Annotated in this window: 25 protein-coding genes; 11 read left to right on the top strand and 14 right to left on the bottom strand. The window is 71.3% G+C overall.

Annotated elements, in window-relative coordinates:
• Window positions 1–7 precede the first annotated feature (7 nt).
• The 7 genes from ACFXJ5_RS07230 to ACFXJ5_RS07200 form a co-directional block, all read right to left on the bottom strand.
• A complete protein-coding gene (locus ACFXJ5_RS07230; protein WP_384628023.1) occupies window positions 8–922 on the bottom strand; it encodes an ABC transporter substrate-binding protein in 915 nt (304 codons plus the stop codon).
• Window positions 919–1614 (bottom strand): ABC transporter permease, encoded by a 696-nt coding sequence (locus ACFXJ5_RS07225; RefSeq protein ID WP_384628020.1) that lies wholly within the window; start codon window positions 1612–1614, stop codon window positions 919–921. The genes ACFXJ5_RS07230 and ACFXJ5_RS07225 overlap by 4 nt, the downstream gene beginning before the upstream one ends.
• The gene (locus ACFXJ5_RS07220) at window positions 1611–2300 is read right to left on the bottom strand and encodes an ABC transporter permease (RefSeq protein ID WP_384628017.1); all 690 of its coding nucleotides are present in this window, start codon (window positions 2298–2300) and stop codon (window positions 1611–1613) included. Before ACFXJ5_RS07220 ends, ACFXJ5_RS07225 begins: the two co-directional genes overlap by 4 nt.
• Window positions 2297–3373: an ABC transporter ATP-binding protein gene (locus tag ACFXJ5_RS07215; RefSeq protein ID WP_384628014.1), complete on the bottom strand. Its 1077-nt coding sequence runs from the start codon at window positions 3371–3373 to the stop codon at window positions 2297–2299. Before ACFXJ5_RS07215 ends, ACFXJ5_RS07220 begins: the two co-directional genes overlap by 4 nt.
• A 322-nt stretch (window positions 3374–3695) precedes the next feature.
• On the bottom strand, window positions 3696–3950 hold the full coding sequence (locus ACFXJ5_RS07210; protein ID WP_459253981.1) for a non-oxidative hydroxyarylic acid decarboxylases subunit D: 255 nt from the start codon (window positions 3948–3950) through the stop codon (window positions 3696–3698).
• 29 nt (window positions 3951–3979) lie between these two features.
• Window positions 3980–5404 (bottom strand): non-oxidative hydroxyarylic acid decarboxylases subunit C, encoded by a 1425-nt coding sequence (locus ACFXJ5_RS07205; protein WP_384628011.1) that lies wholly within the window; start codon window positions 5402–5404, stop codon window positions 3980–3982.
• Window positions 5374–6030: a non-oxidative hydroxyarylic acid decarboxylases subunit B gene (locus ACFXJ5_RS07200; RefSeq protein WP_384628008.1), complete on the bottom strand. Its 657-nt coding sequence runs from the start codon at window positions 6028–6030 to the stop codon at window positions 5374–5376. Before ACFXJ5_RS07200 ends, ACFXJ5_RS07205 begins: the two co-directional genes overlap by 31 nt.
• 54 nt (window positions 6031–6084) lie before the next feature.
• Here ACFXJ5_RS07200 and ACFXJ5_RS07195 point away from each other — a divergent pair, with 54 nt between their 5' ends.
• Entirely contained in the window at window positions 6085–6975 is an 891-nt protein-coding gene (locus ACFXJ5_RS07195) for a helix-turn-helix domain-containing protein (protein ID WP_384628005.1), read from the top strand.
• Here the strand turns inward: ACFXJ5_RS07195 and ACFXJ5_RS07190 are convergent.
• Both ACFXJ5_RS07190 and ACFXJ5_RS07185 read right to left on the bottom strand, forming a co-directional pair.
• Window positions 6944–7972, bottom strand: a complete 1029-nt coding sequence (locus ACFXJ5_RS07190) for a carbon-nitrogen hydrolase family protein (RefSeq protein ID WP_384628002.1) — start codon at window positions 7970–7972, stop codon at window positions 6944–6946. The two genes, ACFXJ5_RS07195 and ACFXJ5_RS07190, sit on opposite strands and share 32 nt — an antisense overlap.
• Window positions 7973–7991: 19 nt before the next feature.
• Entirely contained in the window at window positions 7992–9020 is a 1029-nt protein-coding gene (locus ACFXJ5_RS07185; protein WP_384627999.1) for a phenylacetaldoxime dehydratase family protein, read from the bottom strand.
• A gap of 180 nt (window positions 9021–9200) precedes the next feature.
• Between ACFXJ5_RS07185 and ACFXJ5_RS07180 the strand changes: the two genes are divergently transcribed.
• Entirely contained in the window at window positions 9201–10166 is a 966-nt protein-coding gene (locus tag ACFXJ5_RS07180; RefSeq protein ID WP_384627996.1) for an AraC-like ligand-binding domain-containing protein, read from the top strand.
• A 17-nt stretch (window positions 10167–10183) separates the two neighbouring features.
• On the opposite strand, the gene ACFXJ5_RS07175 is transcribed toward ACFXJ5_RS07180, so the two are convergent.
• Window positions 10184–12091: a sigma-70 family RNA polymerase sigma factor gene (locus ACFXJ5_RS07175; protein ID WP_384627993.1), complete on the bottom strand. Its 1908-nt coding sequence runs from the start codon at window positions 12089–12091 to the stop codon at window positions 10184–10186.
• Window positions 12092–12308: 217 nt separating this feature from the next.
• Between ACFXJ5_RS07175 and ACFXJ5_RS07170 the strand changes: the two genes are divergently transcribed.
• The 9 genes from ACFXJ5_RS07170 to ACFXJ5_RS07130 all read left to right on the top strand — a co-directional run bounded on the left by ACFXJ5_RS07170 (window position 12309) and on the right by ACFXJ5_RS07130 (window position 21071).
• On the top strand, window positions 12309–13256 hold the full coding sequence (locus ACFXJ5_RS07170; protein ID WP_384627989.1) for a thaumatin family protein: 948 nt from the start codon (window positions 12309–12311) through the stop codon (window positions 13254–13256).
• Window positions 13249–14253: a thaumatin family protein gene (locus tag ACFXJ5_RS07165; protein ID WP_384627986.1), complete on the top strand. Its 1005-nt coding sequence runs from the start codon at window positions 13249–13251 to the stop codon at window positions 14251–14253. The genes ACFXJ5_RS07170 and ACFXJ5_RS07165 overlap by 8 nt, the downstream gene beginning before the upstream one ends.
• 566 nt (window positions 14254–14819) lie before the next feature.
• Window positions 14820–15170, top strand: a complete 351-nt coding sequence (locus tag ACFXJ5_RS07160) for a MerR family transcriptional regulator (RefSeq protein ID WP_384627984.1) — start codon at window positions 14820–14822, stop codon at window positions 15168–15170.
• 342 nt (window positions 15171–15512) lie between these two features.
• A complete protein-coding gene (locus tag ACFXJ5_RS07155; RefSeq protein ID WP_010985872.1) occupies window positions 15513–15716 on the top strand; it encodes a cold-shock protein in 204 nt (67 codons plus the stop codon).
• 191 nt (window positions 15717–15907) lie between these two features.
• Window positions 15908–17383 (top strand): DEAD/DEAH box helicase, encoded by a 1476-nt coding sequence (locus ACFXJ5_RS07150; RefSeq protein ID WP_384627981.1) that lies wholly within the window; start codon window positions 15908–15910, stop codon window positions 17381–17383.
• 64 nt (window positions 17384–17447) lie between these two features.
• On the top strand, window positions 17448–17756 hold the full coding sequence (locus ACFXJ5_RS07145) for an SCO5918 family protein (RefSeq protein WP_384627978.1): 309 nt from the start codon (window positions 17448–17450) through the stop codon (window positions 17754–17756).
• Window positions 17757–17792: 36 nt separating this feature from the next.
• Window positions 17793–18110, top strand: a complete 318-nt coding sequence (locus ACFXJ5_RS07140; RefSeq protein ID WP_384627976.1) for a DUF3618 domain-containing protein — start codon at window positions 17793–17795, stop codon at window positions 18108–18110.
• Between the two features lie 5 nt (window positions 18111–18115).
• On the top strand, window positions 18116–18247 hold the full coding sequence (locus ACFXJ5_RS07135; RefSeq protein ID WP_384627973.1) for a hypothetical protein: 132 nt from the start codon (window positions 18116–18118) through the stop codon (window positions 18245–18247).
• A gap of 184 nt (window positions 18248–18431) precedes the next feature.
• Window positions 18432–21071: a glycosyl hydrolase gene (locus ACFXJ5_RS07130; protein ID WP_384627971.1), complete on the top strand. Its 2640-nt coding sequence runs from the start codon at window positions 18432–18434 to the stop codon at window positions 21069–21071.
• Window positions 21072–21119: 48 nt separating this feature from the next.
• On the opposite strand, the gene ACFXJ5_RS07125 is transcribed toward ACFXJ5_RS07130, so the two are convergent.
• The 4 genes from ACFXJ5_RS07125 to ACFXJ5_RS07110 all read right to left on the bottom strand — a co-directional run bounded on the left by ACFXJ5_RS07125 (window position 21120) and on the right by ACFXJ5_RS07110 (window position 24392).
• Window positions 21120–21602, bottom strand: coding sequence for a hypothetical protein (locus ACFXJ5_RS07125; RefSeq protein WP_384627968.1), 483 nt, complete (start codon window positions 21600–21602; stop codon window positions 21120–21122).
• 51 nt (window positions 21603–21653) lie between these two features.
• The gene (locus tag ACFXJ5_RS07120) at window positions 21654–22394 is read right to left on the bottom strand and encodes a class I SAM-dependent methyltransferase (RefSeq protein ID WP_384627966.1); all 741 of its coding nucleotides are present in this window, start codon (window positions 22392–22394) and stop codon (window positions 21654–21656) included.
• A gap of 248 nt (window positions 22395–22642) precedes the next feature.
• On the bottom strand, window positions 22643–22969 hold the full coding sequence (locus ACFXJ5_RS07115; RefSeq protein WP_384627963.1) for a putative quinol monooxygenase: 327 nt from the start codon (window positions 22967–22969) through the stop codon (window positions 22643–22645).
• A gap of 46 nt (window positions 22970–23015) precedes the next feature.
• Window positions 23016–24392, bottom strand: a complete 1377-nt coding sequence (locus tag ACFXJ5_RS07110; protein WP_384627961.1) for an Nramp family divalent metal transporter — start codon at window positions 24390–24392, stop codon at window positions 23016–23018.
• Between the last annotated feature and the right edge of the window lie 64 nt (window positions 24393–24456).

Here is a 24456-nt window from a genome sequence, read left to right as displayed (position 1 = left end):
AGGGTGGTCAGACCAGGCCGTTGGAGGACAGCCAGTCCTTCGCCACGACCGCCGGGTCCTCCTTGTCCGTGCCGACCCGCTTCATCAGCTTGACCAGCCCGGCGGTGTCCAGTTTGGCCGATACGGCGTTGAGCGCGGCGACGCCCTTGTCGCTGAGGTCGCCCTTGTGGACCAGCGGGGTCACGTTCTGGACGTCGAAGAGATGCTTCGGGTCATCGAGGGAGACCAGGTTCAGGGAGATGATCCGCGGGTCGGTGGTGTAGATGTCGCCGACCTGGACGGTGCCGTCCTTGAGGGCGTTGGCGGTGGCGTCCGAGGTGGCCTTCCACTCCTTGAAGGTCAGCCCGTAGACATCCTTGAAGGGCTGCTCTTCGCGCGTCTTGAACTCCGGCGGGCCGCCGGCCACGAAGTCGGCCGCGTGGTCCTTGAGGTCGGGGATGCTCTTCAGGCTGTACTTGTCGGCGGTCGCCTTGCTGACGGTGAGCGAGTCCTTGTCCTCGGCCGCCGAGGAGTCCAGGAGGGTGAGCGAGGAGGGCAGCGCCTTGAGGAGGGCCGCGTTCACCGCCGCCTCGTCGCTCGACGCGGCCTTGGCCTTCAGGTAGGTCAGGAGGGAGCCGTTGTACTCGGGCAGTACGGTCAGATTGCCGCTCTTGACCTGTCCGTAGATCACCTCGCGGCTGCCGATGTTGAACTTCTCCTTGACCTTGATGCCCTTGGCCTGGAGCGCCTGCGAGTAGATCGAGGCGAGCAGCACGTTCTCGGGGAAGTTCGCCGAGCCGACCGTCACGGTCCCGCCGCCTCCGGAGGATTTCGTACTGTCCGCGAGCGGATCGCTGCCGGAGCCGCCGCACGCGGTCGCGCCCAGGAGGAGGGTGGCCAGCGTGACGGCCGCGGACGGTCTGGCGAGCAGGTTCTTCGTCACAGGGATTCCTTCGGGGTGAGGGATCGGCGTTGCGCGCGCGCACCTGGCGGCAGCGAGTAACGGATCAGCGGGGCGAACAGCAGTTGGGCGCCCACGGCGAGCAGGACGACCAGCAAGGCGCCGCCCACCGTGGTCGGGTAGTTCTTCGTGGCGAGGCCGTCGATCACATAGCGGCCGAGGCCGCCGAGACCGACGTACGCGGCGACCGTGGCCGTCGCGATCACCTGGACGGTCGCCGTGCGCAGGCCGGCCAGCAGGGTCGGGAGGGCGGCCGGGAGGCAGACCCTGAACAGGACTTGACGGTGCGTCAGGCCAGTGCCCAGGGCGGCGTCCCGGACCTGCGGATCGGTGCCGCGGACCCCCTCGGCGGCGGCCACCAGCAGGGACGGCGCGGCGAGGGCGACCAGCGGGATGAGGACCGTCAGGTCGCTGATCTTGGCCAGCAGCACGGCGAGCGTGACCAGGCCGAGGGTGGGCAGGGCGCGGGCGGTGCCGGCCAGCGCGGTCACGGCGAAGGCGCCGCGCCCGGTGTAGCCGATCAGCAGCCCGGCCGGGATCGCCAACAGGCTTGCCCACAACAGCGCTTCGCCGGTGAAGGCCAGATGCTCGCCGACCCGGTGGACGATCGCGTCGGGGCCGCTGCGGTGGGCGGGGTCGTTGACGAACGTACTGATCCAGTCGAGCCAGTTCACTGGGCCGCTCCTCGTTGCCGGCGGGTGGCCCGGCGCTCGTGCGCGGCCCAGGGCGCGAGCAGGCGCAGGGCGAGGACGAGGGCCAGATCGGTGACCAGGGCCAGCGCGGCGACCAGCACGATGCCGGCCACGATCGGGGTCGGGAAGGTGCGCTGGAAGCCGTCGATGAAGAGGTAGCCGAGGCCGCCCCGCCCGATCAGCGCGCCGACCGCCGCCAGCGAGATGCTCGACACCGCCGCCACCCGCAGCCCGGCGACCACGTACGAGACGGCGGCGGGCAGCTCCACCGCGGCCAGCCTGCGCCAGGGGCCGTACCCCATCGCGGTCGCCGACTGCCGCAGCGCCTCGGGGACCGCGCGCAGCCCGTCCACCGTGGCCGGCACCAGGACCGCCAGCGCGTAGCAGGTGAGCGGGATCATGACCGTGGTGCGGGTGGCCAGGCCGGTGTACGGGATCAGCACCACGAACACCGCGACGCCGGGCAGCGCGTACACCACGTTGAAGACGAGGGCGACCGGTTGGTAGAGCCTCGGGTAGCGCGTGCAGAGCAGCCCCAGCGGCACCGCGATCACCAGGGCGATCAGCACCGGGACGAGGGCGATCACCGCGTGGTCGAGGGTGAGGTCGCGCAGATACCCGAGGTGGCTGCCGATCCAGCCCCACCGGACCAGAGGTTCGTCCGTCACGCCTGCCGCCCGCCCGGCACCTTCGCCGTACCGGCCGGCGTATCGGCCGACGCGCCGGCGGCGAGCGCGGCGAGGACTCCCGCCCGGCTGACCGTGCCCACGGCCCGGCCGGTATCCGCGTCCACGGCGACGGCCAGGCCGCTCGGGGAGAGCACGGCGGCGTCCAGCGCGGCATGCAGGCTGTCCCGGGCCGGTACGAAGACCGGGGCGGGGCCCTGCAGTTGGCCGTCCGGGCCGGTCCATCCGGTCGGGCGGCCCGCCGCGTCCAGGGCCAGCTCCCAGCCGTCGGCACCAGCGAGGCCGTCGAGCCCGACCCCGGTCGCGGGCACCAGCCCCAGCCCGCGCAGGCCGCGTCCGGGGCCGAGGAAGGCGGACACGTCCTCGTCCGCCGGGCTGGTCAACAGGGTGTGCGGGTCGGCGAGTTGGGCTATGTGTCCGTGGTCGCGCAACACCACGACCTGGTCGCCGAGCCGTACCGCCTCGTCGATGTCGTGCGTGACGAAGAGCACCGTCTTGTGCAACTCGGCCTGCAACCGCAGCAGTTCCTCCTGCAGCCCCGCCCTCACCACCGGGTCGACCGCGCTGAAGGGCTCGTCCATCAGCAGCACCGGCGGATCGGCCGCCAGCGCCCTGGCCACTCCGACCCGTTGCTGCTGACCGCCCGAGAGCTGGAACGGATACCGCCGTCCCGTCTCCGGTGGCAGCCCGACCAGTTCGAGCATCTCCGCGGCCCTCGCCCGGGCCCGCTTGCGGTCCCACCCGAGCAGGTACGGGACGGTGGCTATGTTGTCCAGCACCCGCCGCTGCGGAAACAGCCCCGCCTGCTGGATCACATACCCGATCCCCCGCCGCAACTTCGCCGCGTCCAGCCCCGCCACGTCGGCGCCGTCCAGCAGCACCCGGCCGGCCGTCGGCGTGACCATCCGGTTCACCATGCGCAGGATCGTCGTCTTGCCGCAGCCGGACGGCCCGACCAGCACGGTCGTCCGCCCGGCCGGTACGTCCAGGTCAAGCCCCTCGACGGCGACGGTGCCGTCTGGGTGGCGCTTGGCAGCGCCCTCGAATCTGATCACCGGAATCCTCGCGGTCTCGTCGTCGTCGGGAGTTGGCGCGTACGGCGGACCTGTGGGCGATCGCGGTACACGGATCTCGCGGATCAAGCCTCAGAGGACACCACAGGGCGAAGGGGAAATGGAAGACTCAGTGCGCACACATGTCGCTCGCCTGGCGTCGCAGATCGACGTGCAGGCGGCAGGTCAGAAACACGCCGGACTTCATGCGGCGATCGTTCAAGAGCCGGACGGGGCCGTCAAGGACTGTCCGTATGACGGAATGGACAGTCGCTGTCAGCACACGGACAAGCCACTCTCAGCGGCTTTGGCCGGATTCGCGGCGTCAGTTGCCCCTCAGCAGCGGCGGGATCGCGGGGACCTCGGGGGCGTTGTCGATGTCGGCCCGGGTCATGCGGAACTCGGCGGGGTACGACTCCCGGTCGGTGCGGCGGGCGGGCTCGGTGGTGCGCCACATGTAGAGGCAACGGGCGCACTGGAGGACGTCCCACACGCCCGGCACGGGGGAGGTGGTGACGGTCCCGACGGTTTCGTGGGCGCAACGGGGGCAGATCAGGGGGGAGTTCGTGGGGGAGTTCATGGGGTGGCTCCGTATCTCCGGATGGGTTCTCAGCGGGCGGCGATCAGGGACTGGAGGCGGCCGATCCACTCCTTGGTCTCGGGGAGGTCCTTGGCCGGGGTGCTGAAGTTGCCGCGGTCGTCGGGGGAGACGGGGGTGGTGGCGTCGATGATCATCTTGCTGGTGATGCCGGCCGGGGACGCGGCGGGCGCCAGCTCCAGGACGGACAGGTTCGGGATGATCACGACGTCGTCCTTGGGGTTGACCTTGGACGACATCGCCCACATCACCTGCGGCAGGTTGAAGGGGTCGATGTCCTCGTCGACGAGGATCACCTGGGCGACGTATCCGAGGCCGTGCGGCGTCGTCATCGCGCGCATGCCGACAGCCTTGGCGAAACCGCCGTACCGCTTCTTCGTGGAGATGATCACCGCCAGGCCGTGCGTGTACATCGCGTTGACCGCCTGCACCTCGGGGAACTCGGCGCGCAGTTGCTTGAGCAGCGGTACGCAGGTGTTCGGCCCGACCAGGTAGTCCACCTCGGTCCAGGGCATCCCGAGGTACAGGGACTCGAAGACCGGGTCCGTACGGTACGAGACGCGGTCGACGCGGATGACCGGCATCCGGCGGCCGCCGGAGTAGTGGCCGGTGAACTCGCCGAAGGGGCCCTCGATCTGGCGCTTGCGGCTCTCGATCACGCCCTCGATGACCACCTCGGAGCCCCACGGGACGTCGAAACCGGTCAGCGGGGCGGTGGCGATGGGCGCGGGCGCGCCGCGCAGGGCGCCGGCCATCTCGTACTCGGACTGGTCGTAGCCCATGGGCATGCCGGCCACGATGGTGATCACCGGGTCGTTGCCGAGCGTGATCGCGATCGGCAGGTCCTCGCCCTTCTCCTCCGCCTTGCGCAGGTGCTGGGCCACGTCGTGCATCGGGACCGGCTGGAAGGCGAGCCGGTCGCGGCCGATGACCTCGATCCGGTACGTACCGACGTTCTGCTTGCCGAAGTGGTCCGGGTCCTCCGGGTCACGGGAGACCACGGCGGCCTTGTCCAGGTAGAAGCCGCCGTCACCGTCGTTGAGGCGGAAGAGGGGGAGCACCTCGAAGAGGTCGATGTCCGCACCCTGCACGGTGTTCTCGCGCCAGGGCGCGTCCTCGCGGCGCTCCGGCGCGACCGGGAAGGCGTCCCAGCGGCGGGCGAACTCCTCGACCTGGTCCTTGACCGAGGTGGCGGCGGGCAGGCCGAGCGCGAGCGCGTGGTTGCGCCACGAGCCGTGGACGTTCATGGCGATACGGGCATCGGTGAAGCCGGTGACGTTGTCGAAGTAGAGGGCGGGGGCGCCTTCGCCGATCCGGCCGGCCGCGTTGGCGGCGGCGGCGAGGTCGGGCTCGGGCAGCACCTCGTCGGTGATGCGCAGCAACTGGCCCTCCTTGTCGAGGGTGTTCAGGAAACTGCGGAGGTCGTCGTATGCCATGTCGGTACTCCGTTTCGGGCCGCGGCGCTTCGGGACGCGGCGCTTCGGGACGCGCTTCGGGACGCGCGCATGCCCTCCCAGCGCTTGGCGGCGGGGGCGGGCAGCTCGAACTGGTCGAGGATGCGGGCGGTGATGTGGTCGACGATGTCGTCGACGGAGGCGGGGTGGTTGTAGAAAGCGGGCATGGGCGGGACCATCCGGACGCCCTTGCGGGCCAGGTCGAGCATGTTCTCCAGGTGGATCTCGCTCAGCGGCGTCTCGCGCGGTACGAGCACCAGCGGGCGCCGCTCCTTGAGGATCACGTCGGCGGCCCGGCCGACCAGCCCGTCGGCGTATCCGGCACGGATGCCGGCCAGCGTCTTCATGGAGCAGGGCACGATCACCATGCCGTCGGTCCGGAAGGACCCGGAGGCGATGGTCGCGCCCTGGTCGTCGGGGCTGTGCACGACATCGGCGAGCGCCGCGACCTCGCGGACGGCCCGCCCGGTCTCCAGCTCGATCGTGGTCCGGGCCCAGCGGCTCAGGACGAGATGGGTCTCCACCTCGGGCAGCTCGGCCAGGTTCTCCAGCAGCCGGATACCGAACACGGCCCCGGTGGCCCCGGTCATTCCCACGATCAGTCGCATGCTTCGACCGTAGGAGCGGGTCAGCGGGGGCCGGCGGTACGCTGAGGACTCAGTATGGGAAAAAACGGACAAGCCTCGATCACCGACGTCTCCTACCGCCCGTCCCTGGGCGCGCCCATCGGCATGGACGTCCTCGACTTCGCCGAGCTGCGCGCACGCGGCCGCCGCCGGGGCCTCGACCTGTCCACACCCCAGCGGCCGAGCTTCCACCACCTGATCCACGTCGGTTCGGGCACCCTCCCGCACACCGTGGACTTCTCGGACCTCACTCTGGCCCCCGGCAGCTGGCTCTGGGTCCGCCCCGGCCAGGTCCACCAGTACTCCCCCGACGACCTGGCCACGGCCCGCGGCACCATCGTCATCTGGCAGCCCGGCTTCGTGGCCGCCGATCCCCCGTACGACCAGTCGCCGCTGCTCCCGGCCGGCCCGCACGCCCGCGCCACCCGGCTCGCGCTGCGCCACCTCACCCACGAGTACGCCGACCTCGCGTCCATCCCCCTGGACGCCCACATCGAGGCGCTGCGCCTCCTGCTCTCGGTCCTGCTGCTCCGGCTCGCCCATGCCCCGGCGGCAGCGCCGTCGCCCGCCCTGGGCGACGACGCCTTCCGCCGCTTCCACGCCGCCGTCGAGCGGGACTTCGCCGGCACCCACCGGGTCGCCGACTACGCCGCCGCCCTCGGCTACAGCCCCCGTACCCTCACCCGGGCCACCCTCGCCGCGACCGGCTCCACGGCCAAGCAGTACCTCGACGCCCGCATCGTGCTGGAGGCCAAGCGTCTCCTCGTCCACACCGACGCCACGGCGGCGGACATCGCCGGCCGGCTCGGCTTCCGTGAGCCGGGCGACTTCAGCAAGTTCTTCCGGAAGCGCGACGGCCGTACGCCCCTGGAGTTCCGCGCCGTGGCGCGCGGCCTCAGCCGACCGGTGTCGCCTCGGGCTCCATGACGACCGCCTCGTCGAAGCGCTCGTCCGCCGGGGCGGCGCTGGGGGCGTACTCCACCGGGCGCCGTTCGGTGCGGTTGAGCAGCAGCCGAGTGACGTCGGGGCGGGCGTAGTGCCCGACCGGGTCGGCGGCGGCCTTGGCGAACGGGATCGCGGTCAGGTCGATCTCGGCGTACAGGATGCCCTCGGCGTCCTCGGGCAGCGGCTCGGCCAGCGGGCGGCCGTCGGGGCCGTAGATCCGCGCGAAACCGCCGCCGCGCTGGAGCAGCTGCTGCTTGACGGGGGTGTCGCAGAACAGCTCGACGGCGGCGTCGCCGACCACCGCGCACGGGGCGAGTACGAAGACCTGGCCCTCGGCGGCGTAGATCTGCGAGGCGGCGGTGTTGACCTCCGGGCCGAGCGCGTAGGCCGCCCCCTTGTAGACGGAGAAGCTGGGCCAGGCGGCCACGTGCACCTGCTCGTGCTGGCTGAACATGGCGTACTTGGTCAGCGGCTGGAGGTGCTCCCAGCAGCACAGTGCGCCGACCCTGCCGAGCGCGGTGTCGTGCACCACCAGGTCGGAGCCGTCACCCTCCCCGAACACGGTGCGCTCCACATGCGTGGGCTTGAGCTTGCGGCGGGCTCCGACGAGCTTGCCGTCGGCGGAGATGACCGCCTGGCCCATGTACAGGCTGCCGCCCGCCCGCTCGCTGAATCCGGCGACCACCGCGATGCCGTTGGCGTCTGCGGCATCGAGCAGCCGCTGGAAGCGCGGGCCCTCCAGGGTCAGCGAGTTCTCGTGGTAGCGGCCGACGAACTGCATGCCCCCGGCCGGCGAGTCCAGCCACAGCCACCACGGATAGCCGGGAACGAAGGTCTCGGGGAAGGCGATGAGCTGCGCCCCCGCGCGGGCGGCCTCCTCGATCAGGCCGATGCTCTTGTCGATCGTGGCGTCGGCGTCGAGCCATACCGGCTCGGCCTGGACGACGGCCGCCTTAAAGGCCCCTGTGTACTCGACCATGGTCAACTCTCCTCTGTTGTCAGGTGGTTGGGGACAGCGGCAGGAAGCCGGTCCGCGGATCGCAGTTGACGTACTCGGCGGTCACCGAACCGCTCGGCAGTACGGAGACCTCGTGCCAGAAGGCGACGTCCAGCGGGCCCTCGCCGCCGCCCACCATCCGGAAGAAGGCGGCGTAGATGTCCAGGTGCGTGCGGTGCGACCGGCACCAGGTCATCAGGTGTTCCAGCGAGGCGAACCAGGCGATGGTGCACGCGCGGTCCAGCGGCGCGCCGTCGGCCGACTCCTCCACGAGGTTGCGGGCGGCGATGCAGCCGGACCCGGGATTCTCTGCCAGGAAGTCGACACCCCGGTCCTTGACCGGCTTGACGTCGGCCAGGTACGTCTCGCGGTACAGCCGGCCGGCCGACCAGTCCTGTGCGGTACGGATCAGCGCGACGTTCCCCGGTACGGCGACGCTGACGCGACGGCCCCGAGTCCCCTGGCCGGCGGGATCCCTGGGCTCGAAGACCGGCATCGCGGGCTCCAGCGCCTCGGTGGCCGACGCCGCGATCCGGTCCCGGGCCGCGCCCCAGTAGTCGTGCACCTGGGTCTCGGGGAGTTCGAGGGCGCCGGACTGGGACAGCCCGCTCGTCGCGTAGTCCTCGCGGCGGTGGGTGTGCAGCGTCTCGTTCCGCTCGACGGGGATGACCGACTCCTCGCGCCAGTGCCCGACCGGCCCCAGCACGGGGAGCCGCTCCCAGGCGGCTCGGACGGCCTCCGACTCCCGCCAGCGCCGGTGCCTGCTCGGGTCGTACCAGTACGCCAGCAGCACCACGTTGTGCGCCCCGGCGGTGTCGACGAACGATCCACGGTCGACCAGGTCCGGCCCGTCCGGCCCGTCCGGCCCGGTGAACAGCCCGGCGAGCGCCGCCGCGGCCTTCTCGGCTTCCACCCGGGAGGGGGCCTGGCAGCCGTACTGCGCGAACACGAAGGCGTCCGTACCCTCCGGGAAACGGGCGCTGTAGGCGGTGAAACGCGGGGTGTGCCCCGGCGGGGCCGTTCTCGGCATGGCGCTGGCTCCTTCGCGTGGCTGTGTGTGACTCGAAGCCTGGGCCGCCCGCAGGGCGCGGCTTGACCGCCGGTGCACCGGCACTTGTCCGAGAGCGAACTCGATACGCGCACGTGACCACGCGGAAACGCCGACCCGGGCTAAATTGGACGAGCAAGTCGGTCTTCCGGTGGAGGCGCCGTGAGCCTTGTCCTCTCCACAGACTCCGTGCCCGCCGGCGAGCGGCGGGCCTACTGGCACGACGCCGTCTGGCGGACCTTCGTCCCCCTGGACGTCTCCACCCCGAGGGACCCGTCGGACGTGCCCTTCTCGGGAGCGGTCAGGACCGACCGTCTCGGCTACCTGCAGATCTCCACCGTGGACGCCGACCCGGAGCGGGTCTCCCGTACGTCACGGCTGATCGCCCAGGACAGCGACGAGTACCTGCTCATCGGCCTCCAGGGCCGAGGACCCGCCGTGATCACCCAGGACGGCCGGGACGCCTTCCTGCGGCCCGGCGACTTCGCCCTCTACGACACGACCCGGCCGTACACCCTGAGCTTCCCCGACCGCTTCCAGATGAAGGTCTTCCAGCTGCCACGCCAGGTCCTCGGGCTCCGGGAGTCCGACCTGCGCCGGATCACCGGCATCACCCTCCGCGGCGACGAGGGCCCGGCCGCCATGGTGGCCCCCTTCCTGGCCGGTCTCGCAGCCGGAGCCGCCTCCTGCCGCCCCCAGGTCGGCGAGATGCTCGCCCGCAACGCCGTCGACCTCCTCACCACCCTGATCGCCGAGCACCTGGGCCGCGACACCGCCGGCACCGACGCCGCCCACCACGCCCTGCTCCTGCGGATCCGCGCCTTCATCGCCCGCCACCTCGCCGACCCCGGCCTCTCACCGGAATCCATCGCCGCCGCCCACCGCATCTCCGTCCGCTACCTCCACCGGCTCTTCCAGTACGAAGGCACCACCGTCAGCCGCTGGATCCAGCACCGCCGCCTCGAGGAATGCCGCCGCGAACTCAGCCGCCCCGGCCGCCTGACCCCCGCCGTCGCCGCCGTCGCCCACCGCTGGGGCTTCACCAGCCCCGCGCACTTCAGCCGGGTGTTCCGGGCCGCGTACGGGATGTCGCCACGTGAATGGCAGGCCAGGAGCGAGCGCCCCTGAGCTGGATTCCTACGTGTTCAGCGGGCGGCCTCGAAGGCGCGGCCGGCCTCGGTGGCGACCGGGCCGCTGCGGAAGAGGCCGCTGCTCGGGGCGGAATCCGAGGCGGGGAGCCCGAACCAGGCGTACCGGTGGAGGTAGGGCAGGGCGGCGAGCATGCGGGTGGAGGCGGTGACGAAGGCGGCCTGTTGGTGGGGGGTCGGGAAGCGGGTGCCCTGGGAGAAGTCGATGAGGGCGTATTCGGTGAGCCAGATGGGCTTGTGGTAGCGGGCGTAGACCGCCTGGAGGTAGGCCTTGAGCTGGCTGACCGCGGCGGAGGTGGTGAAGTCCCCGCCGTACCAGTGCAGGGCGATGAAGTCGACGCGGTAGCCGTGGGACTTCGCGCCGGACATGAAGCGGTCGAGCCAGCCGCCGGGGGTGTCGCCGCCATAGGCGACGGCGGGGCTGCCGAGGACCCGGCCCGCGTCCATCAGCTTGGGCCACAGGGCGAGCGCCTGATCGACGGTCATGTTGGACTGGGCGGCCATGTCGGGCTCGTTGAAGCCCAGCAGATACGGGCCCCGTGCCTTGGCCTGGGCCAGGGTGGCCGCGTCGGTGGCGGCGGCGCCCCACACCATCGGTACGAAGCCGGTCGAGGCGGGGCCGCTGATCCCGGGGTGCTGGGTGGACCAGGTGTAGTACCAGCTCGCCCCTGAGGCGGCCAGCGCCTGGTTGACCCCGGTGAACTTCCATACCCCCACGCCCTTTTGGGCGGAGGAGACCGTCTTGGCCGTCGGCGCGGCAGGCTTGGCCCTGGCCTTCGGGGTGGGGGTGGGCTTGGGTTTCGCGGTGGGGGTCGGCGTGGCCGATTCCGTACGACGCGGGGTGGGCGACGCCGTCGAGGGCGTGGCGGCGGCCACGACCGGTGAGGCCGCCGCGTCGGCACGGGTCGACGGCTGCCCGGAGAGGTGGGCGGCGATCAGGGCGCCGGCGACGGCGACCGCCACGGAGGTGACGGCGGCCGCACCCAGGAGGGGGCCCTTGGGCAGCAGGCGGCGCGCGGCATGGGCGCCCCTTGGCGCACCGCTCCGCTGGGGGGTGTGCGGAGCGGTGCGCGGGGCCGCGGCCCTCACCGCGTCTGAGGGGAGCGAGGAGAGGTGAAGGCCTGACAGCGACACCGGTACGGGCAGCATGGGCAGGCCGACCAGCAGCCGGTCCATCGGGAGCAGGTCCTCGCAGAGCCGTCCGCAGGTGCCGCAGCCGCGTATGTGCCGCGCGAACCGCTTGCGCCACAACGGGCTCGGCGTGCCGTCCCAGTCCCGGATCAGGGCGTCGAGTTCATGGCACTCGCGGGGCCCGGCGAGCACTCGCGCGACCATACGGAAGACCTGCATCTGCTCCTTCATGCGCTGCACCCGCACCGCGGCATGGCGGCCGGACAGGCCGAGCCCCGCGGCCAGTTCGCCCCGGTCCAGTTCACCGGTCGTCTCGAGCCACCACACGGCCAGCAGCGCCCGGTCGTCCCCGTCGAGCCAGCGGGTGGCCTCGGCGACCTCCCGGCGCTGGTCGGTCAGGCCGAGACGCAGGATGGTCAGGTCGGCGAAGTCGGAGGCGGGGTCCGGCATCTGGTCGGCGGTGTCCAGGTCGGCGGTGCTGTACTGGGCGGTCCTGCGGTAGTGATCGCGGTTGCGGACCTGCCGTACGGTGATCGCCACCAGCCAGGACCGGAAGGCGTCGGGATCGCGCAGGTCCGACAGGCTCCGCACGACCCGCAGCAGCGTCTCCTGGACGACGTCGTCGACATCGCTGTGAGCACCCAGCGCGCGGCCGACGATGTTGTAGACGAGCGGCAGCGCGTCGGCGACCAGCGCCTCCAACGCGTCCTGGTCACCGTCGCGGGCGGCCACCACCGTCTCGGTATCGGTACCGCTCCGACCGTTTCCGCGCATGGTCCACTCTCCGGATGTCTTCTGCCTCTGTTATCGGAGACCGGCGGGGCGGGGCCGGACAACGGAAATTCATCAGCGTACGTCCCGGGATTTTCTGTTGTCCGCCCGCTTCCCGCCGGTCTCCGAGACAGGGACCGGGAAGGCGAAGTGGAAAGGTACCGCGATGGGACGAAGGCGCAACCGTACGCAACGGGCCCGAAGGTGGTGGGCCGGGCTCATGGCGACGGTGCTCACGGTAGCGGTGGCCCTCCTGTGGTTCGAGTCCTCCGGACACTCCCCGGGCGCGGGGAACGACCAGCAGATCAGCGCCGCCACCGACCACGCCGTGGTCACGCCGTCCACCCCCACTGCCTCCGCCTCGAAGGCTTCGCCATCCCCGTCGGCGAGCCCCAGCCACTCGGCCGCGCCGAGCAGGCCCAGCGCCTCCAAGAACACGCGGCCCAAGGCCACCGCCACGAAGTCCGCCGCCGGCACCCGTACGTTCGCCTTCGCCAACCGCCTCGGCCAGACGGTCTGGCTGGCCGCCACCAAGGGCGACAAGCACCCGCTCGCCACCACCGGTTGGGTCCTCCGGCCGGGCGGCAGCGTCTCGGTCACCGTGCCGGAGGGCTGGGGAGGGCGCTTCTGGGGCCGCACCGGCTGCTCCTTCGACGCGGCGGGGCAGGGGCACTGCCAGACCGGCGACTGCGCGGGCGGCTTCCAGTGCACCGGCAGCGGCGCCACCCCCGCGACGCTCGCGGAATTCGCCACCGGCGCCTGGGGCGGCATGGACTTCTACGACGTGAGCATGGTCGACGGTTCCAACCTCCCCATGTACATCAACATCACCCACGGCACCACCAAGGACCCGGTCAGCGCCGCCGGTTGCTCGGCGGCCGGCTGCACCAAGCCGGTCACCTGCCCGTCCGCCATGCAGACCAAGGCCGGCGGTCGGGTCGTCGCCTGCAAGAACCCGTGCGCGGCCTTCGGCGGGGACACCTACTGCTGCCGCGGCGCCTGGGCGGGGCGCGAGAACTGCGTTCCGTCGCGGTGGCCGGTGGACTACACCCAGGTGTTCAAGAAGGCCGAGCCCTACGCCTATTCGTACGCCTTCGACGACTCGGCGACCATGTCCTGCCGCGGCGGCTGCGACTACCGCGTGACCTTCGGGGTGTCCGGTGGATAAGCACGACAGGCGCGACAGGCGCGGCAGCCGGGCCAGGGGCGTGGCGCTGCTGGCGGCTGTGGTCACCGTCGCCGCCGGGGTGCTGCTGGGCCTCCCCGGGCACCGGACCACGGTCTCGCACGCGTTGCCGTCGGCCGCCCCCGTCAGTCCTTCGCCGTCGGTCCGCACGACGGCGTCCGCCGCCCCGAAGGCGAGTCCCCGGTCCGCCTCGCCGGGTCCCACCCGCCGCATCGCCGCCACGGCGACCGCCCGCCGACCCGCCGCCACCGCCACCCGGTCCGCCGGGACCGTGCGCACCGGCCACCGCCAGGTGACCTTCGTCAACACGCTGGGCCAGACCCTCTGGATCGCCGCCGCCCAGCAGACCCCGCAGCCCGCGCTGCCGACCACCGGCTGGGTCCTGCGCCCCGGCCGCACCCTCACCATCAAGGTCCCCGACCACTGGAACGGCCGTTTCTGGGGCCGCACCGGCTGCGTCTTCAACGCGGTCGGCCGGGGGCACTGCGAGACCGGTGACTGCGCCGGCCGCTTCCTGTGCGGCCAGTACGGCGTGATCCCCGCGACGCTCGCCGAGTTCAACTTCAACTCCTGGCAGAAGCTCGACTTCTACGACGTCAGCATGGTCGACGGCTCCAACGTCCCCCTGTGGATCAACATCGCCGCAGGCCGTACCAAGGACCCGGTCAGCGCCTCCGGCTGCTCCTCGGCGGGCTGCACCAGGCCGGTGCCCTGCCCCACCGCGCTGCGCGTACGCGCAGGCGGACGCACGGTCGGCTGCGAGTCCCCCTGCGGGGTGTTCGACACCGACCAGTACTGCTGCCGCGGGACGTGGGCGCCCCGCGACCAGTGCCTGCCGGAGAAGTGGCCCGTCGACTACGCGGCGATCTTCAAGAAGGCCCAGCCGTTCGCGTACTCGTACGTCGACGACGACGCCACCAGCACCTTCACCTGCGCGGGGGAGTGCGGCTACCGCATCACCTTCGGGAGCTCCCCGTGACCCTGCAGCCGTGGCAGAAAACCTGCTGCTCCGATCCGGGGAAATCTATCGTGGCCGCAGTAGACATGCCGTTGTCACCCGGCTAGGGTTTTTCTCGTAGCCAAGCGAGTCAGCAATACGTGGCAGAGACGAACTGCCGCGAGCAGTACACGGGCACGGCAGCGGAGTCATGGGGCCAGGAAGTGCAGGAAGGTCCCACGGCTGGTTGCCGGGCCGGGCGGCCTCAGGGGCCGCCGAGCAGTACACGCAGTTCAGCAGTACCGGCAGTACCGGCCCAAGAAGACGAGCAAGAGAGGAGTAGACGCCATCAGGATCGCCCGGGCGAGAGCTTCGGTCCGCTCGGGTACCGCAGGCCCCCGGATTGGAAGGTGGTCCCCGGTCACGCATTCGCGATCCCCGCATCTCCGGCCTCCCCGGCGGACGTGCGGAATACGAAAGCCGGCGCACAGCGCCGACAGATGGTGTTGACATCCCTCGGGGCCCTGGTGCCGTAAGGCGCCAGGGCCCCTCGACGCGTCCCGAGAAGCCCGAGAACCAAGAAGCCCGAGAACCAAGAAGAGGTGCAAGTGCCCCCAGAGACCCAACCGCAGCACACCGACCGATTCGACGACGACGACTACCCCGCCTACACGATGGGCCGCGCCGCCGAGATGATCGGCGCCACACCCGGGTTTCTCCGCGCCATCGGCGACGCCCGGCTCATCACCCCCCTGAGGTCCGAGGGCGGCCACCGCCGCTACTCCCGCTACCAACTGCGCATCGCCGCCCGCGCCCGCGAGCTGGTCGACGGCGGTACGCCGATCGACGCCGCCTGCCGCATCGTCATCCTGGAGGACCAGCTCGAGGAGGCCCTGCGGCTCAACGAGGAACTGCGCCGCCACCCCGCGGCGGACCCGGACGGGGCCGCCGCCTCCTGATGACCTGAGCGAACCGGCGCGAACCGGCGCGAACCGGAGCACCACGTTCCGCTGAGCGAATATCTACTGCCGCCGGTGCAGAAATTATCGCAATGCGCGGTGAGGGTTTATGGCGTAACGGGCGGAGCGATATCACTTGCCGCGCCCAGCCGCTCGCACCGTGCTACGGTTGATCACAGTTGCAGTTGTGGTTCCCAAAGACTTCAAGTGCTCTTGTCGGCTTCATTTGCCGATAGGCGCTCTTTTGTATTTCCGGTGCTTTGTTCCGGACCGGGCAATCATTACAGCGATGCGGGGTTCGCACAGTGCGGGCCCCGGGTTTTGCCCCGAAGGAGATTTGACATGGCTAGTGGCACCGTGAAGTGGTTCAACGCGGAAAAGGGCTTTGGCTTCATCGAGCAGGACGGCGGCGGCGCTGACGTCTTCGCCCACTACTCGAACATCGCCACCTCCGGCTTCCGTGAGCTTCAGGAGGGCCAGAAGGTGAACTTCGACGTCACGCAGGGCCAGAAGGGCCCGCAGGCCGAGAACATCGTTCCCGCCTGACGCTGACCCGTACGACGTAGCTGGGTCCGCACCGCGAGGTGCGGACACCGGCTCGTTGTTTTTTTGGGGCCGCTCGCATGGCAGGCCCGGGCTTTGATCTCGTCTTTTCTTCGGCTCGTTCCTGCGATTCCCTGCGCTGCTCGTCGCTGCCGGGAATTCCTCGATACGTGTCGCATCGAGGAAGGTTCCGCGTGAACCGCACAACTCGCACGACTCGCACGAGCGACCGTTACTCCCGACCCCGAACGGGCGGCTCCGGCGGCAACCGACGTCGTCCCACCGCGCCGCAGGGAGAGTTCGCCCTGCCGGTCACCGTCACCCCGGCCCTGTCGCCGGCCGCGACATTCGCCGAGCTGGACATGCCGCTCCCGCTGCAGAAGACGCTCACCAGCCTGGGCATGAACGAGCCGTTCCCGATCCAGTCCGCCACGCTGCCGAACTCGCTGGCCGGCCGGGACGTACTCGGCCGCGGCCGCACCGGATCGGGCAAGACCCTCGCCTTCGGCCTGGCACTGCTCGTCCGCACCGCCGGACAGCGCGCCGAGTCCCGCCGGCCGCTGGCCCTGGTCCTCGTGCCCACCCGGGAGCTGGCCCAGCAGGTCACCGACGCGCTCACCCCCTACGCCCGGTCGCTGAAGCTGCGGCTGGCCACCGTGGTCGGCGGTATGTCGATCGGCCGGCAGGCGAACGCCCTGCGCGCCGGTGCCGAGGTCGTCGTCGCCACTCCGGGCCGGCTCAAGGACCTCATCGAGCGCGGCGACGCCCGCCTGGACCAGGTCGCCATCACCGTCCTGGACGAGGCCGACCAGATGGCCGACATGGGCTTCATGCCCCAGGTCACCGAGCTGCTCGACCAGGTCCGCGCCGACGGCCAGCGGATGCTGTTCTCGGCCACCCTGGACCGTAACGTCGACCTCCTGGTACGCCGCTACCTGCACGACCCGGTGGTCCACTCGGTCGACCCCTCGGCGGGCGCGGTCACCACGATGGAGCACCACGTGCTGCACGTGCACGGCGCCGACAAGCACGCCACCACCACCGAGATCGCGGCCCGCGACGGCCGGGTGCTCATGTTCCTGGACACCAAGTACGCCGTGGACCGGCTCACCGAGCACCTGCTGAACAGCGGCGTACGGGCGGCCGCGCTGCACGGCGGAAAGTCCCAGCCGCAGCGCACCCGCACCCTCGCCCAGTTCAAGACCGGCCACGTCACGGTGCTGGTGGCCACCAACGTCGCGGCGCGCGGCATCCACGTCGACAACCTCGACCTGGTCGTCAACGTCGACCCGCCCAGCGACCACAAGGGCTACCTCCACCGCGGCGGCCGCACCGCCCGCGCGGGTGAGTCCGGCAGCGTCGTCACCCTGGTGCTGCCCAACCAGCGCCGTGAGATGGCCCGCCTGATGGCAACCGCCGGGATCACCCCGCAGACCCACCAGGTCCGCTCCGGCGAGGCCGAACTGAGCCGGATCACCGGCGCCCAGGCCCCCTCCGGCGTCCCCGTCACCATCACCGCACCGGCGGCGGAGCGCGCCGAGCGCGGCGCCTCCTCGGGCCGCGGCCGGCGCGGGCGCCCCGCTCACGGGCACCGCACCCCCGGATCGTCCCCGTCCTCGGCGCGGACCGGCGCCCCGCAGCGCCGGTCCTCTCTCAGCAGCGCCGCGTAGGACCTCACATCAGCCAGTCGCCCGTCCCCTTTCCGGTTTTCCCCTGAACCCTGTTGAGGCATCTATGCGCTGCGTCATCGCCCACTTCTCGTTCGACCTGGTCAAGAGTGAAGTGCTGCAGTCGATGAAGGGCATCAAGCCCGAACCCGTCACGGGCGCGTCCGTGATCATCGGCCGCCGTACCTACCCCGTCATGCAGGTCGGGGAAGTGCTCACCAGGCAGGACCGCCGCGACTTCTCCGCCGGCGAGGTGACCAGGGCCCTGACCCGCCTCGGCTTCACCTGCCGCCCCGCCCCCGCGGCCGCCCCCGTCGAGGTCCTCAACCCGCTCGAGACGGCGGCGGCACTGCTCGGATATCCCGCCCGTATGTGATCTCCGCCGATCTCCCGTGATCTCCCGTGATCTCCCGTGATCTCCGCAGGATTGAGCGGCGCCTTCACGGTGACCGACAGCCGCAAGGAATCCGGGCCGGCCCCCACCACGCAGGAGCTGCGCGAGCGAGCCGAAGCCACCCGCGAGCAACTCGGCGAGACGGTCGAGGCCCTGGCGGCCAAGGCCGACGTCAAAGCCCCCGTCCACGAAGGCGGCGCCGCCAAGCACCAGGTGAGTGAGAAGACCGCCCCCGTCCGGGACACCGTGCTCCGCAACCGCACCTGGTTCCTGGCCGCCGCCGGTGCGACGGGTGCACTCCTGGTGTTCCTGGCCGTGCGCGGTATCCGGGGGTGATCCCCGTGAACACGGTGAAAGTCGCCTACAGGCCGCTCGGTCTGCTCTTCGGAGCCGTCTTCGCCACCGTCAAGGCCACCGTCGACCGCGGCGGCGCCGCCGCCACCCGGAGCCTGACCGGCACATGGCCGGGCTGAGCTCGACGGTGTTGTAGCTTCCGCCGTTCAGCACGAAGGGCCGCGCCTTGGACAGGCGCGGCCCTTCGTGCTCGCGGCTCATGACAGGTGCTGGACAAAGACTTGGCCAAGCCCGGGATGTTTCGGCTCGGCCGTGATCGGGTCTCCTGCGACGGCTGTATCAATGCCCGTTTGGGAGGATCTGGTGTCAGCACCAACCCGTAGAAGACGATGGTTCACGATCTGCGCCATTACCGCTTCCGCCGCACTCGTCGCCGTACCCGCAGGCGCCGCGTCAAGCCAGGGCAGCCCCTTCGGGGTCCGTACGACCGCGCAACTCGCGGCCGAGCGCCTGCAGTCGACGGGCGGTGTCACCGCCAAGGCGCAGGCTCAGGACTCCGACGGCGGCAACGAGGCGGACGAGATAGCCGAGGGCGCGGACCAGTACGCCGAGGCCCGGACCTCGCCGGGCGTCGTGGCGCCGGGAGCGTATGGCGCCGCCTGGACCAGCCTGAGCAACCTGCCGAGCACCGGGGGCAGTTGGCAGAACATCACGAACCTGCCGTACAACTCCGACGACTCGCGCTACCGCGACTACGACTCCAACTCCAGCGGCGGTTCGGGCAATGTCACCGGCCGGCTGGCGGCGATGGCCGCCGACAACAGCGGTTACGTCTACGCGGGCAGCGCGGGCGGCGGCGTGTGGCGGTCCCGGACCGGCGGCGGGAAGTGGCAGCCGATCAGCGACAAGCTGTCCTCCCAGTCCACCGGCGCGCTCGCGCTCGACGGCAGCGGCCGGCTCTGGCTGGGCACCGGCGAGGCGAACACCAACGCCGACGCCTACCTCGGCAGCGGGGTCTACGTCCTGTCGAGCCCGCACCACGGCACCTTCTCCTCCCGCAGCCGGGTCGGCGGCGACGAACTGGAGAGCACCACCATCCACCAGCTGCGCTTCGGCGGCGGCAAGGTGTACGCGGCGACCAGCGAGGGCGTGTGGAGCCACTCCACGAAGAAGCTCAGCGGCGCCTGGAAGCTCGAGTACGCGCCCAACCCCGACTACCTGCCCGGCGGTTCGCTGGCGAACGACCCCTCGGCCCCGTACAAGAACATCGCCAACGACATCGCGATCGACCCGAAGGACCCCTCGAAGGTGGTCCTGGCGGTCGGCTGGCGCAGCGGTGACGACTACAACGGCTTCTACACCAAGGTGAACGGCACCTGGACGCGGATCACCAGCGGCCTCGGCGACCTGCCCTCCGACGCGGACAACGTCGGCAACGTCACCTTCGCCCGCTCCGCCGACGGTTCGCGCTACTACGCGATCGAGCAGTCGCCCGAGCAGCTGAACACCAACCCGGACAGCGGCCTGGAGGGCATCTACGTCTCCAAGTCCGGCTCCCCCACCGGCTCCTGGACGAAGATCGCCGACTACCAGGGCCTCGCCGCCGACGGCTCCGCGCTGACCTCCAGCGGCTACATGCCGGGCGTACAGGCCTGGTACAACCAGTTCCTGACCGTCGACCCGGCCAACGCGCAGCATGTGTACGCGGGCCTGGAGGAGGTCTACGAGACCAAGGACGGCGGCAGCAACTGGTCGACCGTCGGCCCGTACTGGAACTTCGGGTTCTCCTGCTGGAACATCGACCCCTCCAAGCAGACCGGCGACTGCAACCAGACCACCCACTCCGACCAGCACGGCGTCGCCATCGGCAGCTACCACGGCAAGAGCTATGTGTACGTGGGCAACGACGGCGGTGCCTACAAGCGGCCGGTCAACGGCTCGCAGGACTCCTCCGGCCACGCCACCGACTGGACCTCGCTCAACGACGGCACCATCGACACCCTCCAGTACTACTCGGTGGGCGTCGGCAAGGACCTGACGTACGGCGGCGTCTCGGTCACCGGCGGCCTCCAGGACAACGGCCAGTCCGAGCTGCGCAGCAACGACAAGATCATGGGCTCCAACTTCGGCGGTGACGGCGGCGACACCCTCACCGACCCGGCCAACGGCTGCAACATCGCCGAGGAGTACGTCTACCTCGCGGTCCAGGTCACCCAGAACTGCGCCGTCAACAACGGTTCCTGGATCGACGGCTCCGGCCCGATCACCTCGTACTCCGTCGCCCCGCCCGACAACGCCACCGGCGAGGCCCGCTTCATCGCCCCGCTCTCCGCCGACCTGAAGGACAGCTCGACCTGGATCGCCGGCGGCCGCCACGTGTGGGTGCAGACCAACGGCTACGCCATCCGCAGCGGCGACGAGTGGACCAGCGCGTACGACCTCGGCGCGGGCCACACCGCCACCGCCGTCGCCTCCTCCGGTGGCAAGGTGTACGCGGCCTGGTGCGGCCCCTGCAACAACCAGGGCTTCACCCGCGGCATCTCCGTCGGCAACGCGGACGGCACCGGCTGGCACGACATCACCCTGCCGGCCGACGGGACCGTACCCAACCGCTACCTCAGCGGCTTCGCCATCGACCCGAAGGACGCGAACCACGTCTACCTCGCGGTCAACGGCTTCTCGCGGCACTGGACCGAAGGCCCCGGCGCGGGCGTCGGCCACGTCTTCGAGTCCAAGGACGGCGGCACCACCTGGACCGACATCTCGGCGAACCTGCCCGACGTGCCGGCCGACTCCGCCGTCGTCCTGCCCAACGGCGGCCTCGCCGTCGCCACCGACCTCGGCGTCGTCTACCGCGCGCCGGGCCGTACGAGCTGGAAGCGCGTCGGCAACCTGCCCGCCGTCGCCGTGCTCCAGCTGAAGCTCAGCCCGAACGGCAACACCCTGTACGCGGCCACCCACGGCCGCGGTATCTACACGATCGGCGTGCGCGGCCTCAGGTAAGCCGCGCGGCGGTACGAGGAGGGGTGGCCCCGGGGCTGGAACCGGGGGTCACCCCTCCTTCGCGTACGGGACCACGCTGATCCTGAGCCGGAAGGCGGCCCGCGCCGCGCCCGCCACGTCCGGCGCCTTCGCCAGCGCGGTGACCTCCGCCACCCCCGCCCGCACCCCGGCGCACCGCAGCGACGCATGGCCGGTGCCGTCCGCGTCGACCCGCCACCCGGACGCCAGCACGAGTACCGGCGCCGAGCTGTGCACCGCCGTCCACCGCCTGTCGTCCGTACGCGGCCGCAGGGTCAGGGTCACCACGGTCCCGGGCCGCACGCACAACTGCTGCTCCACCGCCCCGCCCGGGACCACCGTGACCTCCGCGTGCCCGGCGGCGCAGCCCCCTGCGGGGGTGGAGGACCCGGTACTCGGGGTCGCGGGCGTGCCGCCGCCCGCCGGCCCGCCGCACGCCGCCAGCACGACCACCCCGGCGACCACCCCGCCGACCACTCCGACGACCGCCGTCCACCCGGCCCAGCACCGCATCCCAGCACCTCCCGACCGACCCGCTCGCGTGCTACCAGCATGCCGCGCGAACTACGGCTGGGCTTGCCTGCGGAACAGCGCCGTCCAGAGGAAGGGTTCGCCGTAGCGCGGGGACTCGGGCGGTTCGTCGCGCATGCGGCGCAGTTCGACCTCCGTCAGGTCGGAGAAGATCCAGCGCAGCGACTCCGGCGTGTAGGCGAGGCCGCCGTGGAGCCGGGACTGGCGATAGAAGTCGGCGTCGGGCAGCTCGGACCCCATCTCGCCGGACGCGAAGCAGGCGAGGGCGAAGTGGCCGCCGGGCGCGAGGGCCCGGTCGAGCAGGGCCAGGTAGCTGAGGCGGCGATGCGGCGGCAGATGGTGGAAGCAGCCGGAATCGTAGATCAGGTCGTACGGGCCACCGCCCGGTTCGCTCCCGGCGGGCGCGAAGGCGTCCCCGCAGCGGAACCGCACCTCGGCCCCCGCCTCCCGGGCACGCTCCTCACCCCAGGCGATGGCCGCCGGGGACAGGTCGACGGCGTCCACCTCGAAGCTCCGCGAGGCGAGATGGACTGCGTTACGGCCCGGCCCGCACCCCAGGTCGAGGGCCCGGCCCCCGGTGATCAGGCCCCGGTCGAGGTACGAGACCAGGTTCTCGTCCGGCTTCGCCACGAAGAACGGCACCGGCTTGGACGGGTCCGCGTAGAAACCGTCCCACCACGAGGCCGCACCCGCCGTCCAACGGTCCGCCTCCGGCGCGAACAGGCCGTCCAGAAGCCCCAGCACATCGTCCAGCGAGCGTACGTTCCGGTCCATCCGGTCCCCTTTCCCCAGCAGCCGATTTTAGCCTCGAGGGGAACAAAGACCCAGGTCAGACGGTATGGCCGGATGCCGCTGCGGGCTGTGTGAGGGGCTCGTACGCGGATCACGATGACGCCGTTCGCAGGTGGTGCGCATCGCCGCCCGCACCCCCACCGAAGGCCGTCACGGGGGCAGTCCGAGCCGCGCCGGGACGGGTTTTCGCGGTGAGATGGCGCACGCAGCATGGCAACGGCCCCCGCGGTCTAAGGCCGTGGCGTGATTTCCGCCATGGAGGACCAGCCCTGGCCCTCGGTCTGGACGTTGATGATGTCGGGGGTGTCCGCGACGACGTCCGGCATCCAGGACATGGCTGCCTTGAAGTGGGCGGAGCCGACGTGTTCGGCGCCGGCCTCGGGGGAGGCGAAGCCCTCGAGCAGGACGAAGCGGTTGGGGTCGGCGGTGTCGACGGACCATTCGAAGAAGAGGTTGCCGGGTTCGGCGCGAGTGCCGGCGGTGAAGTCGGCGACGCGGTCGAGCCACTGGTCCCGGTACTCGGGGCGGACGGTGAACCGTACGGCGATGAAGATCATGAGGTGCTCCTGGAGAGGGGGAAGGGACGAAGGAAAGCCGCCGGGTTCAGCCGCCCAGCAGGCTCACCAGGAGGGCGGCGTTGAGCCCCACCACGACCAGGCTGACAGCCCAGCCGCCGTATGTCGTCAGGGGGCGGTTGACCCATCGGCCCATGACGGTGGGGTCGCGGGTGAGGGCGATCAGCGGGAAGAGGGCGAAGGGGATACCGAAGGACAGGACGACCTGGCTGATGACCAGGGCGGCCGTCGGGCTCGCGCCGCTCGCCAGGACGGCGAGGGCGGGCGCCATGGTGAGCAGCCGGCGCAGGAGCAGCGGAATGCGCCGTCCGAGGAAGCCGCCCATCACCACCTCCCCCGCGTACATCCCGACGCTGGTGCCGGCCAGGCCGGAGACGAGCAGGGCCAGCGCGAAGACGAGTGCCGCGGCGGGCCCGACGAGCCGCCCGTACGCGTCGTGCGCCGCGCCGAGCGACTGGGCCGCTTCGGGCGCGCCGGGGTGGAAGAGGGTTGCCGCCGACACCAGCAGGGCTACGTTCACGGCGCCGGCCAGCCCCATCGCGATGAGTACGTCGGCCCGTACGTGACGCAGCAGCCTGCGGCGCAGCGGGCGGTCCCGGTCACCCGGCGGCCCGCCGCCCGTCTCGGGGGAGCCGGGGGTGAGGGAGAGGCTGTAGCGGTCGCTGGTGAGCGCAGAGTGCAGGTAGATGACGTGCGGCATCACCGTGGCGCCGACGATGCCGCCGGCCAGCACCAGGCTCTCGGCACCCGACAGACGTGGCAGCAGCCCGCCGGCGGCCGTGGCCATCGGGGAGCCGGTACCCAGCACCTGGCGGAGGAACAGCCCGAGCAGGCAGGCCAGGCAGCCCGCCATCAGCACCTCGAACCGCCGTTGCCCACGGCCGCGCATCGGCATGACGGCCAGCGACGCCGCACCGACGACCACACCGCCCAGCCACAGCGGCAGTCCGAAGAGCAGCTGCAGCGCGATGGCCCCGCCGACGACCTCCGCGAGGTCGGTCATCACCACGATGGCCTCCGCCTGGGCCCACAGCCCCCACACCACCGGCGTCCGGTACCGGACCCGGCACAGCTGCGGCAGGCTCATCCCGGTGGCGACGCCGAGTTTCGCGGAGAGGTACTGCAGCAGCATCGCGACGACGTTCGCGGTGAGCAGCACCCACAGCAGCAGCGGCCCGAACGCCGCGCCCGCCTGCACGTTGGTGGCGAAGTTCCCCGGGTCGACGTAGGCGATGGCCGCGACGAAGGCCGGCCCGAGGAGTGCGTACGACAGCCCCGAGCGCAGCCGTGGGCGCCGCTCGCCAGGGGTCCGGCCGGGGCCCTCGGTGGGGTGCCCGGCCCCAGCGGGCCGGGTGGCGCGAGGCGGTGTCCGGCCGGGTCGGGCCGCCGAGGCGTCAGCCGTCATCTCGCCCACTCCTTGTCGCTTCGTCGCCGTCGGGATACGCCCCGCAGGGGCGCGGGGAACTGCG

It is taken from the genome of Streptomyces sp. NPDC059373, assembly GCF_042751495.1.
GTDB lineage: Bacteria > Actinomycetota > Actinomycetes > Streptomycetales > Streptomycetaceae > Actinacidiphila.
This window is presented reverse-complemented; position numbering and strand designations above follow the sequence as displayed.

Excerpts from the sequence above, each read along its gene's own strand:
- ACFXJ5_RS07210 (WP_459253981.1), bottom strand. The coding sequence starts at position 3,950 with ATGAACTCCCCCACGAACTCCCCCCTGATCTGCCCCCGTTGCGCCCAC.
- ACFXJ5_RS07205 (WP_384628011.1), bottom strand. The coding sequence starts at position 5,404 with ATGGCATACGACGACCTCCGCAGTTTCCTGAACACCCTCGACAAGGAG.
- ACFXJ5_RS07200 (WP_384628008.1), bottom strand. The coding sequence starts at position 6,030 with ATGCGACTGATCGTGGGAATGACCGGGGCCACCGGGGCCGTGTTCGGT.
- ACFXJ5_RS07195 (WP_384628005.1), top strand. The coding sequence starts at position 6,085 with ATGGGAAAAAACGGACAAGCCTCGATCACCGACGTCTCCTACCGCCCG.
- ACFXJ5_RS07190 (WP_384628002.1), bottom strand. The coding sequence starts at position 7,972 with ATGGTCGAGTACACAGGGGCCTTTAAGGCGGCCGTCGTCCAGGCCGAG.
- ACFXJ5_RS07185 (WP_384627999.1), bottom strand. The coding sequence starts at position 9,020 with ATGCCGAGAACGGCCCCGCCGGGGCACACCCCGCGTTTCACCGCCTAC.
- ACFXJ5_RS07175 (WP_384627993.1), bottom strand. The coding sequence starts at position 12,091 with ATGCGCGGAAACGGTCGGAGCGGTACCGATACCGAGACGGTGGTGGCC.
- ACFXJ5_RS07170 (WP_384627989.1), top strand. The coding sequence starts at position 12,309 with ATGGCGACGGTGCTCACGGTAGCGGTGGCCCTCCTGTGGTTCGAGTCC.
- ACFXJ5_RS07155 (WP_010985872.1), top strand. The coding sequence starts at position 15,513 with ATGGCTAGTGGCACCGTGAAGTGGTTCAACGCGGAAAAGGGCTTTGGC.
- ACFXJ5_RS07145 (WP_384627978.1), top strand. The coding sequence starts at position 17,448 with ATGCGCTGCGTCATCGCCCACTTCTCGTTCGACCTGGTCAAGAGTGAA.
- ACFXJ5_RS07125 (WP_384627968.1), bottom strand. The coding sequence starts at position 21,602 with ATGCGGTGCTGGGCCGGGTGGACGGCGGTCGTCGGAGTGGTCGGCGGG.
- ACFXJ5_RS07120 (WP_384627966.1), bottom strand. The coding sequence starts at position 22,394 with ATGGACCGGAACGTACGCTCGCTGGACGATGTGCTGGGGCTTCTGGAC.
- ACFXJ5_RS07115 (WP_384627963.1), bottom strand. The coding sequence starts at position 22,969 with ATGATCTTCATCGCCGTACGGTTCACCGTCCGCCCCGAGTACCGGGAC.
- ACFXJ5_RS07110 (WP_384627961.1), bottom strand. The coding sequence starts at position 24,392 with ATGACGGCTGACGCCTCGGCGGCCCGACCCGGCCGGACACCGCCTCGC.